Genomic DNA, 21,462 nt, shown 5'->3' with positions numbered 1-21,462 from the left:
GGCGGGTCGTGCTCAGACCCCCGGCGAGGCGCGGTAGGCGGTGACGGTGCGCAGGTCGGCCTCGATGGCGGCGGCGGCCACGCGCAGCCGAGGCAGCAGCACACCGCGGGCGTGCTCGGGCGGGACCCGGCCGGCGGGCATGGACACGTTCGCCGCGGCGACCACCCGGCCGGCGCGGTCGCGCAGCGGCACGGCCAACGACTGCAGCCCCTCCTCGAGCTCGCCCGTCACCAACGCGTAGCCGTCGCGGGCGGCGTCGGCGACCAGGGCGCGCAGCCGCTCCGGATCGGTGACGGCGCGCGCCGTCGGGCCGGCCGCCGGCAGGCGGGAGAGCCGCTCAGCGAGGGCGGCAGGCGGCTGGTCGGCGAGCAGCACGCGGCCCATCGCCGTCGGGTACGCCGGGAACCGCGTTCCGATGGTGATCGCGACGCTCATGATCCGGCTCGCCGGGACGCGGGCGACATAACGGATCTCGTCCCCGGCCAGCACCGCCACCGACGCCGACTCGCGTACCGCGGCGACGAGCTCGGTCAGGTGCGGCTCGGCCAGGTCGGCGAGCGAGAGGCCGGTGACCGCCGCGTAGCCCAGCTCCAGCACCCGGGGTAGCAGCCGGAAACGGCGCCCGTCGCTGGCGACGTAGCCCAGGTGGCCGAAGGTCAGCAGCGAGCGGCGCACGGTCGCCCGGGGCAGTCCGGTGGCCCGCGCCAGGTCGGCGAGCGTCGGGGCCCGCGAGCCGGCGCCGAACGCGCCGAGCACCGCGAGGCCCCGGGCCATCGACTGCAGGTAGCCGGAACCGAGCTCTGCCTTGGTCTCGCGCAGCAGGTCCGCGTTTGGCCAGGCGTCCGACCCGGCGTTCGGGGCGGCCGCGTCGGCGGCGAGCGCCGCCTCCGCGTCGAGGGCGGCCGCGCGCAGCCGGGGCAGGACGTCGGCGGCGAGCGAGCTCGCGGTGTGCCGGCTGGTATGGCTGACGACACTGAGTGCGGCGATGACGTGGCCGGCGGTGGGCGAGCCGGGCCGGCGGTCGTGGATCGGGGTGGCGACGGCGATCAGCCCGGCCTCGACGAGCTGGTCGTCGACCGCGTGGCCGGCCCGGGCGGCCGCGGCGCTTCGGGCGGCGAAGCCGGTGACGGCGCCCGCCTCGGGTCCGGGGGCCGAGTCCTCTACGTCGCCGGGGCCCGCGATCGGAGTACCGGCCGGGTGGGACGCCGGTGACCACAGCGCGGGGAAGCCGGTGTAGCCGGGGTCGGTGTCGACCCGGGCGCGCCAGGCCGCCCAGCGCGCCGGCGCCCAGTCGGCGGCGAACAGCGCGCCGGGCGCGCACCGCTCGGCCGGCAGCAGGTCGCCGACCCGGAACACCGGCGACATGGCGCGCCGTCGGGTCACCTGCAGGACGAACCGGACGCCATCGCCGTCCGGCACCGCGACCGAGACCGACTCGTCGAACGTGTCCGCCAGGCGCGCCGCGGTCGCGGCGAGCACGTCCGGGATCCGGCACGAGGCGAGGTAGGCGTTGCCGGGGGCCGCGAGCCGCGGCGCGAGGGTGACCGTACGGCCGTCCTGGCGGACCAGGCCGTCGGCGGCCAGGGTGGCGGCCACCCGGTCGACGGTGGCGCGGGCGAGGCCGGTGGCGCGGGCGACCTCGGCCAGCGGGGCCGGGCGGGGCCCGACGGCCGGGCCGGAGTCGGCGCGGGCCGCGAGCCAGCGCAGCACGGCCAGGCCCCGCTCGAGCGGCCCGACGACGTCGCCACGGTCGGTGGCGGGGTCAGTGCCGCCGGCGGGGGCGTCACGATCGCCCGCGGATGCGGCGGGGGGGCGGTTCCCGGTCGGGTACGTCGGCGTCGTGGCGGCCATAGGTCTCCTGATGCTGACACGCATGAGAAGACAACCGAAACTCGGGTCGACTACGAACGATGGTTCGACAGGCGAACCTCGGAGGTCTGGTCGCCGGGCCCCTGCCCGGGTACGGCCAGATCAGGCGAGGCCGACGCGGCAGGACCTCGGGTCTCTCGTGTCCGCGCGAGGCCGGGGGCCGGGTGGGTCAGCCGGAGGTCGCCGCGTCCGCGCCGGCATGGGCGTCGAGGTGGCCGGAGGCGATCAGGGCCAGCAGGAACACGCCGAGGGCGACGCGGTAGATCACGAACGGGGCGAAGCTCTTCGTCGAGATGTACCGCAGGAACCAGGCGATCGCCGAGTAGCCGACGACGAAGGCGATCACGGTGGCGAGGATCGTCGGCCCCCAGGCCACGTCGCCGTCGGAGCCGTCCGCGACCGACTTCAGCTCGAACAACCCGGAGGCGAGCACGGCCGGGATCGCGAGCAGGAACGAGTAGCGGGCCGCCGCTTCCCGGGTGTAGCCGAGGAAAAGGCCACCGCTGACCGTCGCGCCCGAGCGGGACACACCGGGTATCAGCGCGAGCGACTGGGCAAGCCCGTAGAGCACACCGTCCCGGGTGGTCAGGTCCTCGACGGTCTTGCGCCGGCGTGGGAACGCATGCCGGCCCTGCCTGCCCGCCTGCGCGGCGTACCAGTCCGCGGCGCCGAGGACGAGGCCGAGCACGATGAGCGTCGTCGCGATCAGCCGCAGGTCCCGGAACGGGCCCTCGATGGAGTCCTTGAGCGTCACGCCAAGGATGGAGATCGGGATCGACCCGATGATGATCAGCCAGCCCATCCGGGCTTCCTGGGATCCGCGGTACTTGGGGTTCACCAGGGACCGAGCCCAGCTGGAGACGATCTTGGCGATGTCCTTGCGGAAATAGAGGATGACGGCGGTCTCGGTGCCGATCTGGCTGACGGCCGTGAACGCGGCGCCCGGGTCCGGCCAACCCACCAGTGCCGGCAGGATGCGCAGGTGCGCGCTGGACGAGACCGGCAGGAACTCGGTGAGTCCCTGGACCAGGCCGAGGACACCACCCTGGAACCAGTTCACGCGGCCGCCACACGGGAGTGCCGGACGGCGCCCAGGCGGCCGGCCTCGCGGGTGGTCACCCCGCGGGCGGGCAGGGCGGAGGCGTCTCCGGGGGTGCCGACGTGGGTGGCGTCTACGGCAAGGGCGCCACGGCTCTCGGGCTGACCGCCCGGAGGAGTTCCGTACCTGGTCACGAGGCCTGACAGTAGCCGACGTCATCGCGCTGCCGGCAGTCAGCCCATGCCCGCCCACAGCGGGCACACCGGCCGGTCCGCTTTGCCGGCGATGAGTCTTTTTCCGGACCTGTTGGCCCGGCAGAGCTAGTCTGTCCTCGGACAGGACCGCCGGACGAGCCTCCGCCCGCGGGCCGGCCGCGGCCGTCATCGGGATCCGGCCGCCCGGCATCGCGCCTGGCGCCGTCGGCGGCTACCGTCTGAGGCGGGCCTTCAGACGCGGCACCGACTCTCGCCGTCGATGGTCCGTCGATGGTGGGGTCGCGGCCGGTGGTGGATGTCTGACCGATAGGACCTATGACTCTCGGTACGTTCAGGAAACTTGGACTGAACGGAGAGGAAACTCCGGTAGAACAGGCTGCGTGATGTGCGGACTCCACAAGGAACCTCTCCGGGGCGAGCGGTCCACCTTCCCACCCGTCGCCACCCCCAGCCCGCCCATCCGCCCGCGGCTGCTTCTCGTCCCGGCTCCGACGCCACCGGCCCTACCGGCCATCCGCCCGAGCACCGGCCGGTCGACGACCAACCGACGCCTCCGCACGCGGAGATTTCCCCCGTTCGGCACGCCCAACCCGTCCGGCGCGCCCAGCCCGTCCGGGTCCCGGCGCCCCGCGGCCCCGAGCCCGAGCCGGCTCGACCGCGGGCGACGGGTATGACCGCCTCGACCGCACGCCCAGGCGCATCGAACGCTCGGTACCGGGTCGCGCGCGAGACCGTCCTGTCGGTCACGGCGGCCCGTGACGGGCGCACCGAAGAGCTCGCCGTCGAGATCGTCGAGGCCGCGAGGCTGCTGTGGCGGGTCGTCGGTGCCGAGAAGCCGACCGCGACCCCGGCGGCGTTCGAGAAGCTGCGCCCGCGCCACATCCAGGTGCTGCGCCTGCTCGCCGGCCAGCCGGGCATGTCGGTGCGGCATGCCGCCGAGGCACTGTCGATGCGCCCGCACAATCTGAGCACCCTGATCACGGACCTGGTCGGCGCCGGCCTGATCGAGCGGCGCGGTGACCCACACGACCGCCGCGTCGCCCGCCTTTACCTGTCCCAGACGGCCCAGGCCGAGGTGGCGGGCGTCGAGCGAGATCTGCACTCCGCCGTCGTCGAGGTGCTCGCGCGGCTCACCGACGTCGACCAGGGCCGCCTCCGCGCCGCTCTCCCAGCACTGGGGCGCCTCGTCGCCGGTCTTGACGGTCCGACGCCGCCCGCGTCCGCGCGCTGACCCACAAGTCCCCGGCTCGGGTCCCGGCCTTCGGTCGCCGCCGCCCGGCCGAGGACGCCGCTCGCCGTCCGGGCGGGCTCTCGCGGAAAATCCCTTGAGATGACGCGGGCGCCGGGGCATTCTTGTTCCAGGCGCTCGAACGGAGCCCAGAACACCGAACAGCACGGCACAGAACAGAGCAGCGACGCACGGCGGCACGGTACCGAACGGCACGACACAGCACAGCACCCAGCAGCGCGACGCCGAGTGGCGGAGACGACCAGAGGAGGCCAGTGGCATGCGACCGACCTGCGAGCCCCTGCACCCTCAGGCCGATATCTTCCGAGGTCGGCTCTCATATCTGGCCGCGCCGATGTGGCTCACCGCCGCAAGCCCGGGGCTGACGTCCTGACCTGACAGGTCACTGGACTCAGACCGCCCCGGGAATCCACCCGCGAGGCGGTCTTCTCTTTTCCATGGGAATCGCCACCGGCGGATTATCCCCTAGGGATGTAGCTCAAAGGTAGAGCGGCGGTCTCCAAAACCGTTCGTTGGGGGTTCAAGTCCCTCCGTCCCTGCTCGCGCGCCCTTTTCGGGAAGCGCTCGCATGATTGACAACTCCACAGCGGACATGACACGCCAGGGCGCCATCCCTGGCACACCGGTGGCTGCGGGGCATCCTGCCCCACAGCCGCCGAGACGGGACGTGGGGTAGAGGTCGCCCACCTGATTTGGGATCAGGCCCACGTCGGTTCGAATCCGGCCGTCCCGACGACGCCGGCGCGCCCGAGGCCACCATCACGGTGACTCCGGCGCCCGGCGGCACACCCCTCTAGCTCAGAGGACAGAGCACCCGGCCGCGACCCGGGAGGCCACAGGTTCGACTCCTGTGAGGGGTACCAGCGGGGCGACCGGTCCCGCCGCACGCGGTCGTAGCTCAGTGGCAGAGCGAGTGCCTTCCAAGCATCAGACCGGAGTTCGATTCTCCGTGACCGCTCTCGGGAACCCCCGCGGTATGCCTCCGTAGCTCAGTTGGTAGAGCAGTCGCCTCGTAAGCGACAGGTCGGCGGTTCGAGCCCGCCCGGCGGCTCCGGGCCTGGAGGAGACGCGAAGGTACGCTTTTCGCGGCTCCTCCGGGTACTCCCGGTGGCATGGCGTGCCCTTGTAGCACAGTGGCAGTGCGTCCCCCCGGTACGGGGAAGATCGGCGGTTCGAATCCGCCCTTGGGCTCGGTTTCTCGTGTGGGCGTGGTGCAGTTGGCAGCACATCACCTTGCCATGGTGAAGGTCGCCGGTTCAAGCCCGGCCGCCCACTCCAGGGGTCTGTAGCTGAGAGGGATCAGCGCCCGCCTGAAAAGCGGGAGAGGAAGGCTCGGTACCTTCCGGACCCACGCGGTACCCGTGATGGGGTGTCGGCCAATGGCAGGCCGCCGGGCCCTGGACCCGGAAATAGAGGTTCGAGTCCTTTCACCTCAGCTCGCCCGGTCGTCTAGCTCATCAGGTCAGAGCACCCGTCTGATACGCGGGGGGCGCGAGGTTCAAGTCCTCGGGCGACCACTGTGACTGCTTTCCCACGCGCCGCGGCCCGCGGCGCCCCTGCACCCGCTCGCTACCGGCAGGCAGGGTTAAGGGCTAGGTACCAGCCCACGGGCCACCATGCCGCTCTAGCCCAACGGGCAGAGGCACCGCGCCGAGATCGCGGCCAGTGGAGGTTCGACTCCTCCGAGCGGCACTATGCTCCGTTGGAGTAAGAAGGTCAACTCGCCGGACTCTCAATCCGGAGACTGCGGGTTCAAGTCCCGCACGGAGCACTGGGCCGCGCCGCGGCCTTCTGGAAGATGAAGTCACCGTCGGGGTGGCCACCGTCCCGAAAACGGATGGGCGGCGCAGGCCGTTGGGGTTCGAGTCCTCCGTCTTCCGCGACCCGGCCCGCATGGCCCGCGACATGGCGGGCACGGACCGGCATTTGGCACCGCCACCTTGTAGTACCTGCCTACGTAGTACCTGCCCGTGTAGCTCAGTCGGCAGAGCAGCCGCCTCTTAAGCGGCATGGCGAAGGTTCGAGGCCTTCCACGGCTACGGCGGGGTAGAGGAGTTCGGCCGTCCTCACGGGGCTCATAATCCCGGAATCGTGGGTTCGAATCCCACCCCCGCTACCACGGACCGAGAGGTCCGACCGGCAGCGCTGGAAGAGCGCTGGAAGCTCGAGTTTCCACATGCCGGCCGGTCCAGGTCCGGAGCACATGGGGTCTTAGCTCATTAGGAAGAGCGTCTCCCTCGCACGGAGAAGGCACGGGGTTCGAATCCCCGAGGCTCCACTCGGCGCATGGTGACCGATGCCGAAGTGGTCGAGGCACCAGGTTGTGAACCTGGTACGAGAGGGTTCGAGTCCCTTCGGTCACCCCATTTTTGGGGCTGTAGCTCAGCGGTAGAGCGGCGGTTCGGCAGACCGTAGGTCGGGAGTTCGAGTCTCCCCAGTTCCACGATGCTGGTGTCGCCTAGCGGCCAGGGCACCTCCTTGTCAGGGAGGACAGCGGGGGTTCGAGTCCCCTCACCAGCGCGACGCCCGGGTAGCTCAGCAGGGAGAGCGGCTGCCTTACAAGCAGAAGGTCGGGGGTTCGAACCCCTCCCTGGGCACGCGCGCCGGCCACGACGGCCAGGCGCGACCGACCGCGCATAGTTCAACGGAGAGAACGCAGCCCTCCGACGGCTGAGGTTGTAGGTTCGAGTCCTACTGCGCGGACGAGGCCGGGGGGTTTCCACCCCGCGGTCACGTGGGACACATATGTCTCCGCGGGATCTCGCTGGCGCTGGGCACTGGTGAGCCCAACGGCCCGTAAAGCCGCCGCTTGCGCTGTGGGAGTTCAAATCTCTCCGCCAGCACCGAAGACTCGGACCGATGTCGCCGCCGGCGGCGCGCGCCGGGTGCACGCCCACGTAGCCCAACTGGAAGAGGCATCCGGTTCAGAGCCGGAATGTTGGGGGTTCGATTCCCTCCGTGGGTACCAGACGCCGAACGATGGAGGGTTGCCCGAGTCGGTAAGGGACGCGCCCGCTAAGCGCAGGTCGGGTTCTGCCCGCGGAGGTTCGAATCCTCCACCCTCCGCCAGGTCAGTCATGGCCAGCCGAGTCGTGTCCGCTGTGGAGATATCCCGTGCCACGTGTCGTGGGGCCCGCGCGTACGCACGCGGACCCCACGACCGCTGTCCTGGCTACCGAGTTCCCGGTTGCCGGGTCCAACCACCCCTGGCCTCAGAGCTACCCGGTTCGGCTACTGGGTTTCGGCCATCCCGGTTCAGGCGCCCAGCTGCGGGTCGCTCACCGACGGCTTGCCGTCCTCCAGATGCCCCGCGAAGGTACGCACCCACTTCGTGCCCGACACGGACACAGTGACGTCGTACCAGTTACCGAAGTCCTTGGTGTCAATCTTGACCTTGCGGTCCCCGGTGCCGCTCCCGCCCTGCTTGTCGTAGGCGCTGCGCACGTCGACGGTGACGTCCTTCGGCGCGTCGATGGACACCTGCAGGACAGGGGTGTTGGCCAACTGGCGCACTTCGACGTAGACCTTGTCCTTGCCCACGGTGCCCGCGAAGCGGCGGAAGAAGCCGTTGGGGCCGTGGATATGGACGTCATAGTCACCGGCGACCGGCCACGACGCCTTGAGCTTGGCGCCCGAGCCGACGGTGTAGCTGTGCGGCACGCCGACGGGCGCGAGCAGCCGGGCCTGGAAGTGCGCACCGAGGCGGCCGTCGTTCTCGAACTCGACCGCGAGGATGGCAGCGCCCACCTTCGAGGTCTCGTGGACGGAGAGGTCGTACGGCGTCGGCCGGGCCGGCTTCTGCCCCCGCTCCTGCTTCGGCATGGTGCCGGTCGCCGGCACGGCCGGGTTGTAGGTGGGGTGCCGGTCGCGGTCCTTCGGCGCCCACGAGCTGGTGTCGGGGAGCTTCGGCTTGTCAGTCCTGTCCTTCGAGAAGTCGAAGGCGGAGGTCAGGTCGCCACAGATCGCCCGCCGCCACGGGGTGATGTTTGGCTCCTTGACGCCGAAGCGCTTCTCCATGAACTGGATGATCGACGTGTGGTCGAACGTCTCCGAGGCCACCCAGCCGCCGACGCTCCACGGCGAGACGACGTACATCGGGACCCGCGGGCCGAGGCCGTAGTGGCCGTTGCCGAGCGGGCCGCGGTAGACCTCGTTGTCCGTCTTGACGGTGCTCGCGCCGGGAATCAGCTCGCTGTTCGGGTGCGGCGGGACGAGGTGGTCGAAGAAGCCGTCGTTCTCGTCGTAGGTGACGAGCAGGACGGTCTTGCTCCACACGTCGGGGTTGCTGGTCAGCGCGTCGAGGACCTTGGCGATGTACCAGGCGCCGTAGTTCGACGGCCAGTTCGAGTGCTCGCTGAACGCCTCGGGCGCGGTGACGTAGCTGATGCTGGGGAGCTTGTTCGCCTTGACGTCGGCGCGCAGCAGCTCGAAGTAGTCCTGGCCTGCCGCGGCCTTGGTGCCGACGCGCGCCTTCTCGTAGAGCGGGCTGCCAGGCTGGGCGTTGCGGTAGGTGTTGAAGTAGAGCAGCGACGTGTCGCCGTAGTTGCCGATGTAGGGGTCGCTGGTCCAGCCCCAGGAGCCGGCGGCGTCGAGTCCGGTGCCCTCGTCCTGGTAGACCTTCCAGCTGATCTTGGCGGCCTCAAGGCGCTCCGGGTAGGTCTTCCAGTCGTAGCCGAGCTCGTCGTTGTAGAGGACCGGGCCGCCGTCCTTGCCGTCGTTGCCGGTCCAGCCCGTCCACATGTAGTAGCGGTTCGGGTCGGTGTTGCCGACGAACGAGCAGTAGTACGCGTCACAGACGGTGAAGGCGTCCGCGAGCGCGTAGTGGAAGGCCGCGTCCTGGCGCTGCAGGTAAGCCATGGTGGCCGTGCCCTTGGCCGGCACCCACTGGTTGTAGACGCCGTTGTTGAGGGCCTGGTGGCCGTCGGTCCAGCTGTGCGGGAGGCCGGTGAGGAAGGCCGCGCCGAGGTCGGCGGCGTCCGGGTGGAACGGGAGCAGCTCGCCTGTGCCGTTGGGCTGGTTCCAGACCGGCTTGCCTCCGGGCAGGACCACCGGGTGCGGCTCGCCGAAGCCCCGGACGCCGCGCAGCGTGCCGAAGTAGTGATCGAAGGACCGGTTCTCCTGCATCAGGACGACGATGTGCTCGACGTCCTTGATGGTTCCGGTCCGGCGGTTGGCGGGGATCGCGGCGGCGCGCGCGATGCTCTGGTCGAGTGCGACCAGAGCGGCCGTCCCGCCGGCCAGGCTCAGGAACCTGCGGCGATCGATGTCGACCACGGATGCTCCTTGTCGAGGTTTGGGGGCCCCAGACTGGCGCGCCCTCCTCCACAACCGGCATCCGAGAGATGACGAACAAACGAAAAGCTGAGGTGCATCCGCCGCGGACCGGGGTGCGCCAACAGCCCCCCGGTCCGCGCTGGTCCGGACACCGACGACCAGATATCCGCCCGGTCAGGCGGGCGGATTGTCGGCGATGTGGTTGGCGGCGACGTAGCCGAAGGTCATCGCCGGGCCGATCGTGGCCCCCGAGCCGGTATAGCTGTGGCCCATCACAGCGGCGCTGGAGTTGCCCGCGGCATAGAGGCCCGGTATGACCGACCCGTTCGTCCGGAGCACCCGCGCCGACGCGTCGGTCACCATGCCGCCCTTGGTGCCGAGGTCACCTGGAACGATCTTGAATGCGTAGAACGGCGGCAGCCACAGCGCGGCCAGGCAGGAGTTCGGGACCACGCCGGGATCGGTGTAGTAATGATCGTAGGCGCTGTTGCCGCGGCCGAAGTCGGTGTCCTTTCCCCGCAGCGCGAAGCCGTTGAACCGGCTGACCGTGCTCGCCAGCGCGGAGCCAGGGACGCCGATCTTCGCGGCGAGGCCCTGGATCGTCGAGTCCTTGAACACCGCGCCGCTGTTGTACCAGGAGTCCGGGAACGGCAGCAGCGGCGCCACGTCCCTGAACAGGTAGCGGTTCCGGTAGTTCTGGTCGACGATCATCCAAGCCGGGATACACGGCGAGGTCGTGTTGCGTTGGTACATCACGTGGACGACGTCGCTGTACGGCGCCGCCTCGTTGACGAACCGCTGCCCGGCCTGGTTGACGATGATCGAACCTGGCAGCGTGCGCTCGGCCAGGCAGAAGTAGGACTGGTCGGGCAGGGGGATCGCCGGCCCCCACCAGGAGTCGTCCATCAGCGCCAGCGCGGCGCCGATCTCCTCCCCCGCCTCGATGCCGTCACCGGTGTTCTCCCGGGCGCCTACCGTCCAGCTCGTGCCGATCGGCTGTGCCTGGAACTCGGCGCGCATGCCGGCGTTGTGCTCGAAGCCGCCGGCCGCGACGACCACGCCACGCCGTGCCCGGATCGTGGTGTTGGTCCCGTTCAGCGTGGCGACCGCGCCGACCACCCGGCCGCCTTCCACGGCCAGGTCCACGAGCGGGGTGTTCAGCAGCACCGGGACGCTCGCCGCCGCCAGACCCGCCCGCAGGCCGCCGGCCAGCGCCTGGCCCATGGTGAGCGGCACCTGGCCGGCCAGTGACGCGGCGACTCCCCTGGCGGCGGCCTCGGCCGCGACCGCGACCCCACGCGCGTTCACGGCGGCGATGTTGAGCCACTTGTAGTCGGCGCTGTAGATCACCAGGCCGGCCGGCACCGGAATGTACGACGGATTGAGCCGGGCGAGCTCCGCGCCCAGCAGGTTGCCGTCGAACATGGCCGGTTCGAGGGACCGGCCGTTCGGCATCCCGCCGGGCAGCTCCGGATAATAGTCGGAATACCCTTCCATCCAGCGGAAACGCAGCGGGCTGTTGTTGAGGACGAACGTGATCATCGCCGGCCCGTTACTGAGGAAGGCGCTCTGCCGGGCGGCGGGCACATCGCCGCCGACCACCGCCGCCAGATAGGCCGCCGCCTTCGCCGGAGTGTCGGGCACTCCGGCCGCCAGGATCACCTGGTTGTTCGGGATCCAGATCCCTGCTCCTGACCGGGCCGCCGAACCACCGAAGGTCGGCGCCTTCTCGATGACGACTGCACTGAGGCCGCGCTTCGCGGCCCGCAGCGCCGCCGTCATCCCGGCGGCGCCGCAGCCGACGACCACGACGTCGTACTCGGTGGCGGCGAACGCGGGAGTCGCGAGGCCACTGAACAGGCCGGTGCTCAGCAGGCCGCCGGCCAGGGCCGCGCCGCGCAGCGCCGTGCGGCGGCTGAGTCCGGCGTGCTGGGCGGGGCGGGGAGCGTTCTGGGGCGACGGTAAGTCGGGATCCGAAACGGCATCCATCGACTGGTCCCTTCGGCGTCGGCGAAGTCTGCGCCGGTATCTCGGGTGGGCACGGCTTCGCGCGGGTGAGCAGGCAGAGATGACAGCTGCGCACAGGACGTGGGGGGCGAGCGGAACCGCCATGCGGAGAGTGGAAGGATCTTGACTCCCGATCGCGGAAACCAAGCATGCGCTTGCTTGTTTAGGTTGTCAACGCCGGATAGCGTTCGAAGTGTCGCTCACGGCGATCGCCGTTCCCCGCCGACCGGACCATCCCGAGCCGCCTATCTCACCTGAGCGGCCTTGCCGGCCGAGCCTGGCTCGCCCGGGCCCGCGGCCCCTCGACCAACCGCACGACGGCACGACGGCACGACGGCACGACGGCACGACGGCACGACGGCACGACGGCACGACGGCACCGGGATGCTCGGGTCGCGCCGTGCGCGCCGTCTCCTCAGGAGCGCACGAACCCCGCTTTGCCGGAGCCCGCCCGAGTGGCCGGGATGGACGGCTTGGGCAGCTTCCACTCCAGCTGCTCGACCATCCCCAGGATGCGGGTGAGGCGCAGCGAGCAGATCCGCCACTGGCCGTCATCGCATTTCCGGTACTCCTCGTGGTAATGCCCGTAGCCGTCCAGCTCCAGATCCCCCTCCGGGCCGGCGAACTTCACGTAGTCGTACATCGCCCAGATCCCACGCGCCTTCCCGGGACCTACGACCTCGATCTCCGGCATATGGCCGTGGTGAACGGTGACCGCGGCCCCGATCGCCCGCCGGATGAACGCGATGAACTCGTCGCGGCCGTTGAACTCCTCCTCGGGGACGTCACCGAGCCATCCACAGAAGTCATCGGTGAAGACGTCGGCCCACTCCTCCCACTTCTTCTCGTCCACCAGCCTCAGGTAACGAGCCTTGAGCTGCTTGATCTCCTCGATCTCGCCGAGAATAGAAATATCCACGGTTTCTCCCGCTCTAATCGATAGCGATCCCCGTGCGTGGGGTGTCCGTCGACGCCGGGCACGCCCGAGGCGAGCGGCCGAAACGAAGACCGAAGGCAGGCCCCAGCCATTCTCGAACCCGAACCGGGACATGGGGCCGGTGGTGAGGCGACAATGCCGCCATCCGAGGACACCTGGCGCTCTTCGCGCGAACCGATCTCGCTAAAGCTACCCGGCAGCCAACCTAGCCGTTGCCCGAGACACTCGCCAGGCCGGCCGACAAACCATCGAGGATAGGCTCCGGCCGGACGAAACAGACACCACCGCTCCGTCAGAACCTATTAGGCCGGCGTTGCGGTAGGCGCGTTCCACTGATCTCACTATAGAATCGCCGGGGTGCGAGTATTGATAACCGGAGCCACGGGCAAGGTCGGCGGCGCCGTGGCCAGGGCGGCACTTGCGGCTGGTCACGAGGTGCGCGCACTCGTCCGGGATGTCATCCGGGCAGGCGGGGCTCTTCCCCCCGAAGTGGAGCTGGCTCCCGGGGACGTTTCGAACCCGCCCTCGCTGACGGACGCCTGCGCCGGCCGTGAGATCGTGTACAACGCCATGGGCGTACCTGAACAATGGCTGGCCGACCCGTCGCTGTTCGAACGGGTCAATGTCCAGGGATCGGTGAATGTCGCCCGAGCCGCCGCGGCGGCCGGGGTGTCCCGCCTGGTGCACACCAGCACGATCAACGTGTTCGACGCGCCACGGGGTGGCCTCTTCGACGAGACGAACCTCGCCGTCACGGACAAGGGCACGCCCTACCAGGTGTCGAAGCAGCGGGCGGAGCAGGCCGTGCTCGCGGCGTCCGGCGCCGTGGAGGTCGTCTTCGCCAACTCGGCGACGGTGTACGGCCTCGGCCCGACCGGATACGCGTCGATGGAAACCCAGATGTTCCGACCGGTGCTCCGAGGGCTGCTCCCGGCCATCCCACCCGGCGGGTTTGGCGTCGTCTTCACCGAGGGCCTGGCGCAGGGCCACCTGCTCGCCGCCGAACACGGCAGGCCGGGCGAGCGGTACATCTTCTGCGATGAACACGCGACCGTGGCGCGCCTCACCCGGACCGTCGCCGAGGTCAGCGGCCGGGGCCGGGCGCCAAAGGTCACCATCCCGGCGCCGGTGATGACCGTGATGGCCGCGGCGGGTGAGGCGGCCGCACGGATCACCCGCAGGCCGCCGCCGATCGCCCGCTGCCAGCTTCAGTATCTGCTGTGGAATGCCACGCCCGACTCGTCCAAGGCGCAGAAGGAGCTCGGCTGGCTTCCCACCCCGCTGGCGGAGGGAATCCGCCGGACGATCGTCGAGACAGGCCTCTAGCTCGCCCGGCTCGCCCGGTTCATCGCATTCCCGGTTTCCCTGGCGTGGCTACCCGTTCAGGTACGGGTCAGCTCGTCCACTGCCCGACGCGGCGCCACCGGGCCGTCCTGGGACGTTCTCGTCGACGGTGAGCCCCGCCCACCCCACCCGTATTCGGCACGATGCGCGGGGTATGAGCGGGGACGCCCGTGGTAAAGCACGGACGTCACGACGGCGGCAAGGTATTCACAGGTTCCTCGGATCGCCCGTCGAACGGATTTTCCCACCGTTCCTCCAGACCGACCTGAAGCGCGCGCGGTTATCTTCCTCGGCAGGCTATCCGCCTCCCGCGGCGACCACCACCGCAGCCGCGATGACCACCACCGCAGCCCACCCGACGGTTTCAGGGGAATACGGCGAAGAAACGCCAGTCGAGGACGTCGCGCGCGGGAGCCCCCGGGGTCTCGGCATCGGCGCGGACCAGGCAGCGCAGCCGGGCCAGCCCACCGCCGGCCGGGAGCGCGGTGAGCGCGTCGACGGTGACCTCGCCGCGCAGGGTGTCGCCCTCGTGGACCGGCCCGGTGTGGTCACAGCCCTCCCAGCCGGCGACCGTGACCAGGGACGGCAGTGCGCGGGTGACCTGGGCGAACGCGAGGCCGATGGTGTGACCGCCGTAGACGAGGCGACGCCCGCCGGCGGCGGCGCTGTCGTGGTGCACCTGGGCGACGTTCAGGGTGAGCCGGGCCAGCTCCGGGGCGCTGGAGACGACGTCGCCGCCGCCGACGCGCCAGGCCTGCCCGACGGCGAGATCCGCGAACCGCGGGCCGGCGACGAGCCCGGCGAAGCGTTCCAGGTCCCAGCCGTCGACGACCGCGGCGAGCTCCGCCGGGGCCGGCCGGGTGCCGACGGTCTCGGTGTCGTCGCCGTGGCCGGTGGCCCGGTCGGGGTCACGCAGCGGCAGCATCGCGCAGCGCCAGAAGTCGAGCACACCGCGGCCGTGCTGGTCGACGGTCGTGATCCGCAGGACCGCGAGGCCCGTCGGGCGCCTGCCTTGACGTGGCTTGTTCTGCCGCAGCGCCACGACCTCGGTAGTGGTGCGCAGGGTGTCGCCGATCCGCGGCGTGCGCCGGAACACCAGCCCCCGGTAGAACAGGTTGGCCTTGACGTGATGGGTGACCACCGTCGACTGGCCGATGGCGACGTCCCAGACGACGTTCGGCGGGGCGAGCGGGGGCACCGCCGCGACGGTGGCGGTGACGTCCGCGCACAGCGCCGCGTCCAGCGTGAGCGCGAGCCGGCCGCCGACGATCGCCCGGTGCGCGTCGACCAGCCCGCTGGTCAGCGTCACGCCCGGGGCCGAGCGGAACACCTGACCGACCGCGAGCTCGTCGAAGTACGGCCCCTCGGCGACGAGGGAGTCCAGCGCCGCGCCGGTCGTCATCAGCCCTCCCCACCGTTCTTCGCCGCCCCGTCGGTCGCCGCGATGACGCCCCTCTGGGCGAGCCCGCCGATCTCCGCGTCGCTGAGCCCCAGCACCTCGGCGAGCACGGCCGCCGTGTCCGCGCCCAGCCGAGGCGCCTCGCCGGGGGCGCCGTAGGCCCCGTCCCAGCGCATCGGCGAGCGCGCGGTGATCGACGGCACGCCCTGCGAGGGCACCTCGCGCCGCGGCGCGTCGTCCGCCGGCACCAGCACGTGGGCGAGCACCGGGTGCACCCCGCGGGCGTGCGCGGCGACGACGTCCGTCATCCCCCGGTAGCGACCCCACAGCACCCGGGCCGCGTCGAGCTCGTCGGCGACCTGCTTGGAGTCCCGGGCGGCGAACCAGGGCCGCAGCACGGCGGCGATCGTCTCGCGCAGCCGGTAACGCTCGTCCTCCAGCGTCAGGTCGGCGTCCAGGGCCGTCTCCAGCGCGGAGAACACCGCGCCGGTGCCGGTGACGGAGCACAGCGCCGCCCACTGCCCCTCGGTGAGCGCCACGACCATGACCCGCTGGCCGTCGCGGCAGGCGAAGTCGACGCCGAAGCTGCCGTAGACGTGGTTGCCGTGCCGGGGCCGCTCGTGGCCGCTGGCCGCGGCCTCCGACAGCCAGCCCATGTTGGCGACGCCGGCGAGCGCGACGTCCGAGAGGGCCAGCTCGACGTAGGCGCCCTCGCCGGTGCGCGAGCGGGCGTGCAGCGCCGCGAGCACCCCGGTCGACACGGACAGGCCGGTGACGAGGTCCCAGGCGGGCAGCACGTGGTTCACCGGCGCGCCGCCCTCCTCGGTGCCGGTGATGCCGGGCAGGCCTACCTCGGCGTTGACGGTGTAGTCGACGGCCGGCTTGCCGTCCGGGTAGCCCTGGACACGCAGGTGGATCAGGTCCGGCCGGCGGGCGGTGAGGATGTCGCTCGCCATCCAGCGGCGGCCGACGACGTTGTCGATGAGGATGCCCCGGTCCGGCCCCGGCGCGGTGATCAGCGCGGTCACGAGCTCGCGGCCCTCGGCCGAGCGCATGTCCAGCGCGACAGAGCGTTTGCCCTTGTTGAGCGAGTGCCAGTAGTAGCTCTCCCCCGTCGGCGCCACCGGCCAGCGCCGGTAGTCGCTGCCGCCGCCGACGGGGTCGAGGCGGATGACGTCGGCGCCGAGCTGGGCGAGCGTCATCCCGCCGGTCGGCCCGGCGACGAAACTCGCGCACTCGATGACGTGCAGCCCCGCCAGCGGGCGGGCGCCCGCCGCCGCGATCACGCCGCCCGCCGAGGCCGGGCGGCGGCGCGGGAGGTCACCGCGGCGGCGATGGTCGGCGCGGTGACCGCCGCGGCGGTCACGACGGCTGTGACAGCGGCGGCGACTGCTGCTGGGCGGTCAGGTCTGGCGACGGCGGGCACGTCGGGCTCCTCAGCTCACGGAGGCGCCGTCCACCCCTGGCGATGACGGAACCGCTGGTGAACGGCCGGCGGGACGAATCGTATGTGCCCGTTCTGGCCACATGCCGCCACGGCGGCCGGTTGCCTCCCCCGACCCGCCCGACCCGCCCGACCCGCCGCCGTGGCTGGGGCGCGGCCGGTCGGGAACGGTTGTGCTGTGCCTGTTGACCACCCGTGGGTGACCGGCCGAGCGCGGGCCGGCTGCCGACGGGCATGTCGATCGCCCCGGCGTCGGGTGCGACAGGAGGACGGTTCATCCTGAGACGCGTGGACGACGACATTCGCGAACTGATCAAGGCCCCGCCGGCCTATTTGTTCGGATGGCCCGTCCCGCTCATCGACGAGATCGGCAACCTGTCACGCGCTGCCTACGACGGCCAGATCGACCTCGACGAGTGGCGCCGGCGCGACCGCGACCTGCGCTCCTCGATGCCGCCGCTGGCGAGCCCCGGCATGGTCACCGCCATGCACCGGCGGGTGACGGAGGCCTGGCGGGAGGCCCGGCGCGGCTCGTCGGACACGGCTGACGCCGAGACGCTGCTGACGATGATGGGCCGGCTGCGCTATCTGACCGAGACGGCGCCGACCGACGCCGAGCTGTTCCACGAGCTCGCCGGGCTCACCCGCCAGCTGCGCGAGTTCAGCCCGCACGACAACCTCAACCGCTCGCTCGGCCGGCGCGCCGAGCTGATCCGCGGCTGGCTCACCGCCTCCCCCGAGTACGACCTCGTGAGCGGGCTGGAGTGGTCGGTCGTCGGGCGCCACCGCTGGGTGAGCACCTCGCTCGGCGCGGTGCCGACCTACGTCGACGAGGCCCGCAGGCTCGCGCTGACCGACCCGGCGAACGCGGAGAAGGTAGCGGCGAGCGCCGCCATCCGCGGCCACGACGGCGTGGCGCCCGAGATCGCGGCGGCGGAGATCCGCCAGGTGATGCTGTACTCGTCGTTCGCCGTCCTGCTGGAGGAGACCTGGCGGCGCGAGGGCTACGAGGACCTCGGCGACGGCCTGGCGGAGCTGTGGAACCGGCCCGCCACCCGGAGGCTGCTGATGACGGTCACCGCCGACGGCTGGCCCAGGGGGCTCGCCACGTACGACCCCGGCCTGCCCAGCATCGCGACCAGCCCGACCGGCCGCACCGTGCGTGCGCCGTCGGCCACGCCGATCTTCCACGCCACCGAAAGCGACTTCTCCGCCTCCCCCGGGACCAGCTGAGCGCGCGCTGGCTGAGCGCGCTGGCCAGCCTGGTTCTAGGCGGGCTGGCCGGCACCGCCCCAGCCGTGCTGCTCGCACAGGGTGCGCCGGTCCGTCAGGCCCTGTGGGGTGCTGATGTCGCTGGTCATGGCGAGCCAGGCGTTGCGGAAGTCCACCGGCATCGCCTTCTTGGCCTCCACGCTGGCGGCGAACACCGCGTAGGCGAGGTTGATGTCGCCGACCTGCTTGCCGCCGTTGTTGAGCTCGCGGGCGTAGTCGAGCCAGAAGCAGGCGGCCTGGGCGTAGGCGTCGAGGCTCCGGTCAAGCGGCGCGTCGCCGTCGGCCGCCAGCTCGGCGGTGTGGTTGGGGCAGTAGTTCGGTACCGCGGCCCTGGCGAGGGTCACCGCGTCACCGACGGTCAGCTTGTCGTCGGAGACCTGCGCCGACGTGGTGGCCGCTCCGCGCAGCGTCATCCCGGCGTCGAACAGGGTGCAGGTCCAGGTCGCCTGGTCGATCTTCCACTGCTCGTCGGCGTTCAGGTCGGGCAGCGTCTGGGTGAGCTGCGCCAGGTAGGCCTTGTCACCAGGCGGCAGCGCGGCGCTCGCCGAGGGCCGCGGCGTCGCCGTGCCCCCCGCGCCGGTCGGTGTCGCCGGCGGCGCCGGGCTCGCGGTCAGCCCCGCGGGGATGTCGTCCTTCAGGCTCGGCGAGCAGCCGGCGACCGCCAGCGCCAGCATGCCGACGAGCACCCCGGTGGCGGTCCGCGCCACCAGCCCCAACGGCCGCATCGCCGTCCTTCCTGCAGCGCTCCGACGGACAGGACGGCCGCGGCCGGAAAGCTGAGGCCGCGCGGGCACCGGGCCGGGGAACGAATCGGGCATTGAACGCCACCCATCATGGACCCGACCGATCCTCGTCGCCGACCGGTGTCGGCTGAAGGACGCCACGGTTTCGCGGCTTCACCTGCCAGGCGGCCCTGGCCATGGTCGACTCGTCGGCGTCGTCACCCTGGGTGAGGATGCCGACGTGGACAGACACAACGGATCATCGTCCCGCCGACCCCGACGCGGGCCGGCGACCCGTGCGACGACCGCCGCCGCGGGCGTCGCGACCTGCGTGCTCGCGGCCGCGCTGGTGTCCGGATGTGGCGACAGCCAGCCGGGCGCCTCCGCCCAGACATTCGAGACGGGCGGTCCCGGCGTCTCGACGAGCCTGCTCCCCGGTGAGACGGGGACGGCCTCGCCCAGCGACACCGCCTCACCCACCGGCACGGGCTCTCCCTCCGGCACGGCAAGCCCCTCCGGCACAGCGAGCCCCTCCGGCACGGCGAGCCCGGGTGCCGGCGCGCTGACCGCCTCCAACGCGCCGTTCACCCTGCCCACCGCGGTCACCGAGGCCAGCGCCGTCGCGGACAACGGCAAGGTGCTGGTGATGGGCGGCAAGGACACCAACGGCAAGGCCGCCAACCAGGTGACCGCCATCGACCCGAGCGCGGGCACGGCGACCTCCGCCGGCACGCTGTCCAAGCCGGTGACGAACGCGGGCGCCGCGGTCGTGAACGGAACGCCGACCGTCTTCGGCGGCAACACCAGCGGTTCGGGGGCCGGCGGCGTCACCGACGTCGTCCAGACGTTCTCGAACGGCACCAGCCAGGAGGTCGGCAAGCTGCCGGCGCCACGGGAGAACCACGGCGTCGCGACGGCCAACGGCAAGACCTACCTGGTCGGCGGCGACGACGGCAGCAAGATCCAGAGCGACGTGCTGGCCACCAGCGACGGCAAGACGTTCCAGAACGTCGGCAAACTGGAGACCCCGGTGCGCAACGCGGCCGTCGCGACCACCGGCTCAGGCTCCAGCCAGAAGGTCACCGTCTTCGGCGGCGAGTCGGACAACGGCACGACGGACGCGATCCAGCAGTTCGACCCGGCGACCGGCAAGACCACGACCGTCGGCAAGCTGCCCCAGGATCTCAAGGGCGCCTCGGCCTTCACCGTCAACGGCACCACCTACCTGGCGGGCGGCCAGGCGAACGGTCAGGCCTCTCCGAAGATCTACAAGTTCGACCCGAGCGACAACTCGGTCACCGACGCCGGCGACCTGCCGGACGGCGTCCAGAACGCGGCGGCCGCGGCCACGGACAACAAGGCCTACCTCGCTGGCGGCGAGGTCAAGGGCAAGGTCGCCAACTCGGTCACCCAGCTCATGCCGAAGTGACCCGGCCGCGCCGGCGGCCGGCCGGCGCGGCTCCTCCCCGGCCGGCTCCCGCCGGCGCCGCCGACCCCCTCCCGCATCGGGAGGGGGCCTTCCCAGAAGCCGGCCGTCGGGACACGGCAGATGCGACTGTCGCATGCGCGAAAAGCCACGAATCCATCCTTCTCGCCACAGAAAATTACCGAATGCTTCGCCATGTAAGCACAAGGTAGCGAACGTCGGCGCGGACCGATCCGCCTCGGGCTCAGGGACTGTCAAAAAAGTGGCAGTTGGTGCCATCTGCCATTTCCTGTCATACGATCTCCTCAGACAAGGTGGCAGCCGTCCATCGGCGGCCACTGTCCAGGGGAGGACGCATGGCGACGGGTACGTCGAAAGGCACCGCTGCGCGTCGCCTGCTCGCCGGCCTGACCGCGCCGACCGCGGGCACCCCGGTGATCCGCCCGGTCGGGCGACACGGCGCCGCGGCACCCGCCGAGCGGGGGCAGCCCGCTGGCGGCGCGGCACTCCCCGGCGAGCCGGGGGGTGCCGGCGAGGCCGGGGACCTGGACGAGGCGGTACCGGGCGGGCTGCGGGAGCTCAAGAAGCAGCGCACCCGGCGCACGATCGTCGACACCGCGCACGCGCTGTTCGCCCAGTACGGCTACGACGCGACCACGATCGACGCGATCGCGGTCAGCGCCGAGGTCTCGGTGCGCACCTTCTTCCGGTACTTCGCCAACAAGGAGGAGGTCGCGCTCGCCCCGCTCGACGAGGTCGGCGAGCTGGCGCTCGCGGCGCTCGAGCGCCGCCCGGCCCACGAGCGGCCGCTGGCGGCGCTGCGCGCCGCCTCGCTGGACGCCTGGGCCGCGATGGGCCCGCGGCCGGCGGCGTTCCGTGGCTACGTCGAGCACCTGCTGATCGCCGACAGCGCGCCCGCGGTGAGCGCCGCGATGCTGCAGCGGATGATGCGCCTCGGCGACCGCCTCGCCGCCGCGATCACCCCCCGCTTCCCGCCACCGACCGGCCCCGCGCCGGGCCGTGGCGCCGACCTGCGCCCCACGCTGACCGCCGCGGCGTTCCTCGCCGCCGTGCAGGTCGGCGTGCGCTCCTGGTTCACCCAGGGCGGCCAGGACCTCGACGAGATGCTCGCGATGGTCGAGTACTGCATCGACCAGCTCGTCCCCGCCGACCAGGCCCATCCCACCTCCGAACGGCCGGAACCGGTGCGCCCGGCCCCGGCCGGCGCCGCCCGCTGCCCGACGCCGGTGCCGACCGCCGCCCAG

The 21,462-nt window shown here is 71.6% G+C and carries 15 protein-coding genes and 23 tRNA genes; 28 read left to right on the top strand and 10 right to left on the bottom strand.

The annotated features are described in order from the left end of the window. Positions 1-12: 12 nt before the first annotated feature. The 3 genes from FRCN3DRAFT_RS45015 to FRCN3DRAFT_RS55140 all read right to left on the bottom strand — a co-directional run bounded on the left by FRCN3DRAFT_RS45015 (position 13) and on the right by FRCN3DRAFT_RS55140 (position 3,102). The gene (locus FRCN3DRAFT_RS45015; RefSeq protein ID WP_007517089.1) at positions 13-1,851 is read right to left on the bottom strand and encodes an IclR family transcriptional regulator domain-containing protein; all 1,839 of its coding nucleotides are present in this window, start codon (positions 1,849-1,851) and stop codon (positions 13-15) included. 187 nt (positions 1,852-2,038) lie between these two features. Beyond that, a complete protein-coding gene (locus FRCN3DRAFT_RS0217965; RefSeq protein ID WP_007517088.1) occupies positions 2,039-2,929 on the bottom strand; it encodes an undecaprenyl-diphosphate phosphatase in 891 nt (296 codons plus the stop codon). Then, on the bottom strand, positions 2,926-3,102 hold the full coding sequence (locus FRCN3DRAFT_RS55140; RefSeq protein WP_198535995.1) for a hypothetical protein: 177 nt from the start codon (positions 3,100-3,102) through the stop codon (positions 2,926-2,928). The genes FRCN3DRAFT_RS0217965 and FRCN3DRAFT_RS55140 overlap by 4 nt, the downstream gene beginning before the upstream one ends. Before the next feature lie 691 nt (positions 3,103-3,793). Between FRCN3DRAFT_RS55140 and FRCN3DRAFT_RS45010 the strand changes: the two genes are divergently transcribed. From FRCN3DRAFT_RS45010 to FRCN3DRAFT_RS0217850, 24 genes are all read left to right on the top strand, one after another. Next, positions 3,794-4,354: a MarR family winged helix-turn-helix transcriptional regulator gene (locus FRCN3DRAFT_RS45010; RefSeq protein WP_007517087.1), complete on the top strand. Its 561-nt coding sequence runs from the start codon at positions 3,794-3,796 to the stop codon at positions 4,352-4,354. A 485-nt stretch (positions 4,355-4,839) separates the two neighbouring features. Continuing rightward, positions 4,840-4,911 (top strand) — tRNA-Trp (locus FRCN3DRAFT_RS0217955). A gap of 122 nt (positions 4,912-5,033) precedes the next feature. Beyond that, positions 5,034-5,105: transfer RNA gene (locus FRCN3DRAFT_RS0217950), tRNA-Pro, on the top strand. A 54-nt stretch (positions 5,106-5,159) separates the two neighbouring features. After that, a tRNA-Arg gene (locus FRCN3DRAFT_RS0217945) sits at positions 5,160-5,235 on the top strand. A 24-nt stretch (positions 5,236-5,259) separates the two neighbouring features. Next, positions 5,260-5,330: transfer RNA gene (locus FRCN3DRAFT_RS0217940), tRNA-Gly, on the top strand. Between the two features lie 20 nt (positions 5,331-5,350). Further along, a tRNA-Thr gene (locus FRCN3DRAFT_RS0217935) sits at positions 5,351-5,423 on the top strand. A gap of 68 nt (positions 5,424-5,491) precedes the next feature. Beyond that, a tRNA-Thr gene (locus FRCN3DRAFT_RS0217930) sits at positions 5,492-5,563 on the top strand. Positions 5,564-5,574: 11 nt separating this feature from the next. After that, positions 5,575-5,650: transfer RNA gene (locus tag FRCN3DRAFT_RS0217925), tRNA-Gly, on the top strand. 1 nt (position 5,651) lies between these two features. Further along, positions 5,652-5,723 (top strand) — tRNA-Phe (locus FRCN3DRAFT_RS0217920). A gap of 14 nt (positions 5,724-5,737) precedes the next feature. Next, a tRNA-Gln gene (locus FRCN3DRAFT_RS0217915) sits at positions 5,738-5,808 on the top strand. 7 nt (positions 5,809-5,815) lie between these two features. Continuing rightward, positions 5,816-5,889, top strand: a tRNA-Ile gene (locus FRCN3DRAFT_RS0217910). Between the two features lie 101 nt (positions 5,890-5,990). After that, positions 5,991-6,064, top strand: a tRNA-Leu gene (locus FRCN3DRAFT_RS0217905). Positions 6,065-6,068: 4 nt separating this feature from the next. Next, positions 6,069-6,143, top strand: a tRNA-Glu gene (locus tag FRCN3DRAFT_RS0217900). A gap of 197 nt (positions 6,144-6,340) precedes the next feature. Then, positions 6,341-6,411 (top strand) — tRNA-Lys (locus FRCN3DRAFT_RS0217895). Between the two features lies 1 nt (position 6,412). Continuing rightward, a tRNA-Met gene (locus tag FRCN3DRAFT_RS0217890) sits at positions 6,413-6,491 on the top strand. An 86-nt stretch (positions 6,492-6,577) separates the two neighbouring features. Continuing rightward, positions 6,578-6,650, top strand: a tRNA-Ala gene (locus tag FRCN3DRAFT_RS0217885). A gap of 11 nt (positions 6,651-6,661) precedes the next feature. Beyond that, positions 6,662-6,738 (top strand) — tRNA-His (locus tag FRCN3DRAFT_RS0217880). A 5-nt stretch (positions 6,739-6,743) separates the two neighbouring features. Further along, a tRNA-Ala gene (locus tag FRCN3DRAFT_RS0217875) sits at positions 6,744-6,815 on the top strand. A 4-nt stretch (positions 6,816-6,819) separates the two neighbouring features. Beyond that, a tRNA-Asp gene (locus FRCN3DRAFT_RS0217870) sits at positions 6,820-6,892 on the top strand. A 4-nt stretch (positions 6,893-6,896) separates the two neighbouring features. Next, positions 6,897-6,969 (top strand) — tRNA-Val (locus tag FRCN3DRAFT_RS0217865). A gap of 33 nt (positions 6,970-7,002) precedes the next feature. Further along, positions 7,003-7,075: transfer RNA gene (locus FRCN3DRAFT_RS0217860), tRNA-Arg, on the top strand. A gap of 60 nt (positions 7,076-7,135) precedes the next feature. Beyond that, positions 7,136-7,215: transfer RNA gene (locus tag FRCN3DRAFT_RS54150), tRNA-Tyr, on the top strand. 48 nt (positions 7,216-7,263) lie between these two features. Beyond that, positions 7,264-7,340 (top strand) — tRNA-Leu (locus FRCN3DRAFT_RS0217855). Between the two features lie 13 nt (positions 7,341-7,353). Then, positions 7,354-7,441: transfer RNA gene (locus FRCN3DRAFT_RS0217850), tRNA-Ser, on the top strand. A 186-nt stretch (positions 7,442-7,627) separates the two neighbouring features. Here the strand turns inward: FRCN3DRAFT_RS0217850 and FRCN3DRAFT_RS0217845 are convergent. The 3 genes from FRCN3DRAFT_RS0217845 to FRCN3DRAFT_RS0217835 form a co-directional block, all read right to left on the bottom strand. Next, positions 7,628-9,646, bottom strand: a complete 2,019-nt coding sequence (locus FRCN3DRAFT_RS0217845; protein WP_007517085.1) for a phosphocholine-specific phospholipase C — start codon at positions 9,644-9,646, stop codon at positions 7,628-7,630. A 174-nt stretch (positions 9,647-9,820) separates the two neighbouring features. Then, a complete protein-coding gene (gene kstD / locus FRCN3DRAFT_RS0217840) occupies positions 9,821-11,635 on the bottom strand; it encodes a 3-oxosteroid 1-dehydrogenase (protein WP_007517084.1) in 1,815 nt (604 codons plus the stop codon). A gap of 433 nt (positions 11,636-12,068) precedes the next feature. Beyond that, a complete protein-coding gene (locus FRCN3DRAFT_RS0217835; protein ID WP_007517083.1) occupies positions 12,069-12,572 on the bottom strand; it encodes a nuclear transport factor 2 family protein in 504 nt (167 codons plus the stop codon). A gap of 375 nt (positions 12,573-12,947) precedes the next feature. On the opposite strand from FRCN3DRAFT_RS0217835, the gene FRCN3DRAFT_RS0217830 reads away from it, so the two are divergent. Next, positions 12,948-13,916 (top strand): NAD-dependent epimerase/dehydratase family protein, encoded by a 969-nt coding sequence (locus FRCN3DRAFT_RS0217830; protein ID WP_027140698.1) that lies wholly within the window; start codon positions 12,948-12,950, stop codon positions 13,914-13,916. Between the two features lie 382 nt (positions 13,917-14,298). Here FRCN3DRAFT_RS0217830 and FRCN3DRAFT_RS0217825 read toward each other — a convergent pair whose 3' ends face one another. The 3 genes from FRCN3DRAFT_RS0217825 to FRCN3DRAFT_RS54145 are packed head-to-tail and all read right to left on the bottom strand — an operon-like array spanning position 14,299 to position 16,759. Beyond that, on the bottom strand, positions 14,299-15,336 hold the full coding sequence (locus FRCN3DRAFT_RS0217825) for a MaoC family dehydratase (RefSeq protein ID WP_007517081.1): 1,038 nt from the start codon (positions 15,334-15,336) through the stop codon (positions 14,299-14,301). Then, entirely contained in the window at positions 15,336-16,619 is a 1,284-nt protein-coding gene (locus FRCN3DRAFT_RS0217820) for a CoA transferase (protein ID WP_007517080.1), read from the bottom strand. The genes FRCN3DRAFT_RS0217825 and FRCN3DRAFT_RS0217820 overlap by 1 nt, the downstream gene beginning before the upstream one ends. Next, on the bottom strand, positions 16,616-16,759 hold the full coding sequence (locus tag FRCN3DRAFT_RS54145; protein WP_157845229.1) for a hypothetical protein: 144 nt from the start codon (positions 16,757-16,759) through the stop codon (positions 16,616-16,618). Before FRCN3DRAFT_RS54145 ends, FRCN3DRAFT_RS0217820 begins: the two co-directional genes overlap by 4 nt. A gap of 306 nt (positions 16,760-17,065) precedes the next feature. Between FRCN3DRAFT_RS54145 and FRCN3DRAFT_RS0217810 the strand changes: the two genes are divergently transcribed. Then, positions 17,066-18,010: a hypothetical protein gene (locus FRCN3DRAFT_RS0217810; RefSeq protein WP_035928378.1), complete on the top strand. Its 945-nt coding sequence runs from the start codon at positions 17,066-17,068 to the stop codon at positions 18,008-18,010. A gap of 35 nt (positions 18,011-18,045) precedes the next feature. Here the strand turns inward: FRCN3DRAFT_RS0217810 and FRCN3DRAFT_RS0217805 are convergent, their stop codons facing one another. Next, positions 18,046-18,774: a DUF732 domain-containing protein gene (locus FRCN3DRAFT_RS0217805; RefSeq protein WP_007517077.1), complete on the bottom strand. Its 729-nt coding sequence runs from the start codon at positions 18,772-18,774 to the stop codon at positions 18,046-18,048. A gap of 238 nt (positions 18,775-19,012) precedes the next feature. Here FRCN3DRAFT_RS0217805 and FRCN3DRAFT_RS0217800 point away from each other — a divergent pair, with 238 nt between their 5' ends. Together FRCN3DRAFT_RS0217800 and FRCN3DRAFT_RS45005 are read left to right on the top strand one after the other, a co-directional pair. Beyond that, positions 19,013-20,200: a Kelch repeat-containing protein gene (locus FRCN3DRAFT_RS0217800; protein WP_007517076.1), complete on the top strand. Its 1,188-nt coding sequence runs from the start codon at positions 19,013-19,015 to the stop codon at positions 20,198-20,200. Positions 20,201-20,553: 353 nt separating this feature from the next. Beyond that, positions 20,554-21,462, top strand: a 909-nt coding sequence (locus FRCN3DRAFT_RS45005) for a TetR/AcrR family transcriptional regulator (protein ID WP_007517075.1), incomplete at its 3' end; no start/stop codon positions are given.

The sequence above is a fragment of the Pseudofrankia saprophytica genome, from assembly GCF_000235425.2.
In the GTDB taxonomy this organism is placed as follows: Bacteria; Actinomycetota; Actinomycetes; order Frankiales; family Frankiaceae; genus Pseudofrankia; species Pseudofrankia saprophytica.
Note: the sequence above shows the minus strand (reverse complement) of the source record. Positions and strands in the feature narration are given on the sequence as shown.

Excerpts from the sequence above, each read along its gene's own strand:
- FRCN3DRAFT_RS45010 (WP_007517087.1), top strand. The coding sequence starts at position 3,794 with ATGACCGCCTCGACCGCACGCCCAGGCGCATCGAACGCTCGGTACCGG.
- kstD (WP_007517084.1), bottom strand. The coding sequence starts at position 11,635 with ATGGATGCCGTTTCGGATCCCGACTTACCGTCGCCCCAGAACGCTCCC.
- FRCN3DRAFT_RS0217825 (WP_007517081.1), bottom strand. The coding sequence starts at position 15,336 with ATGACGACCGGCGCGGCGCTGGACTCCCTCGTCGCCGAGGGGCCGTAC.
- FRCN3DRAFT_RS0217805 (WP_007517077.1), bottom strand. The coding sequence starts at position 18,774 with ATGCGGCCGTTGGGGCTGGTGGCGCGGACCGCCACCGGGGTGCTCGTC.
- FRCN3DRAFT_RS45015 (WP_007517089.1), bottom strand. The coding sequence starts at position 1,851 with ATGGCCGCCACGACGCCGACGTACCCGACCGGGAACCGCCCCCCCGCC.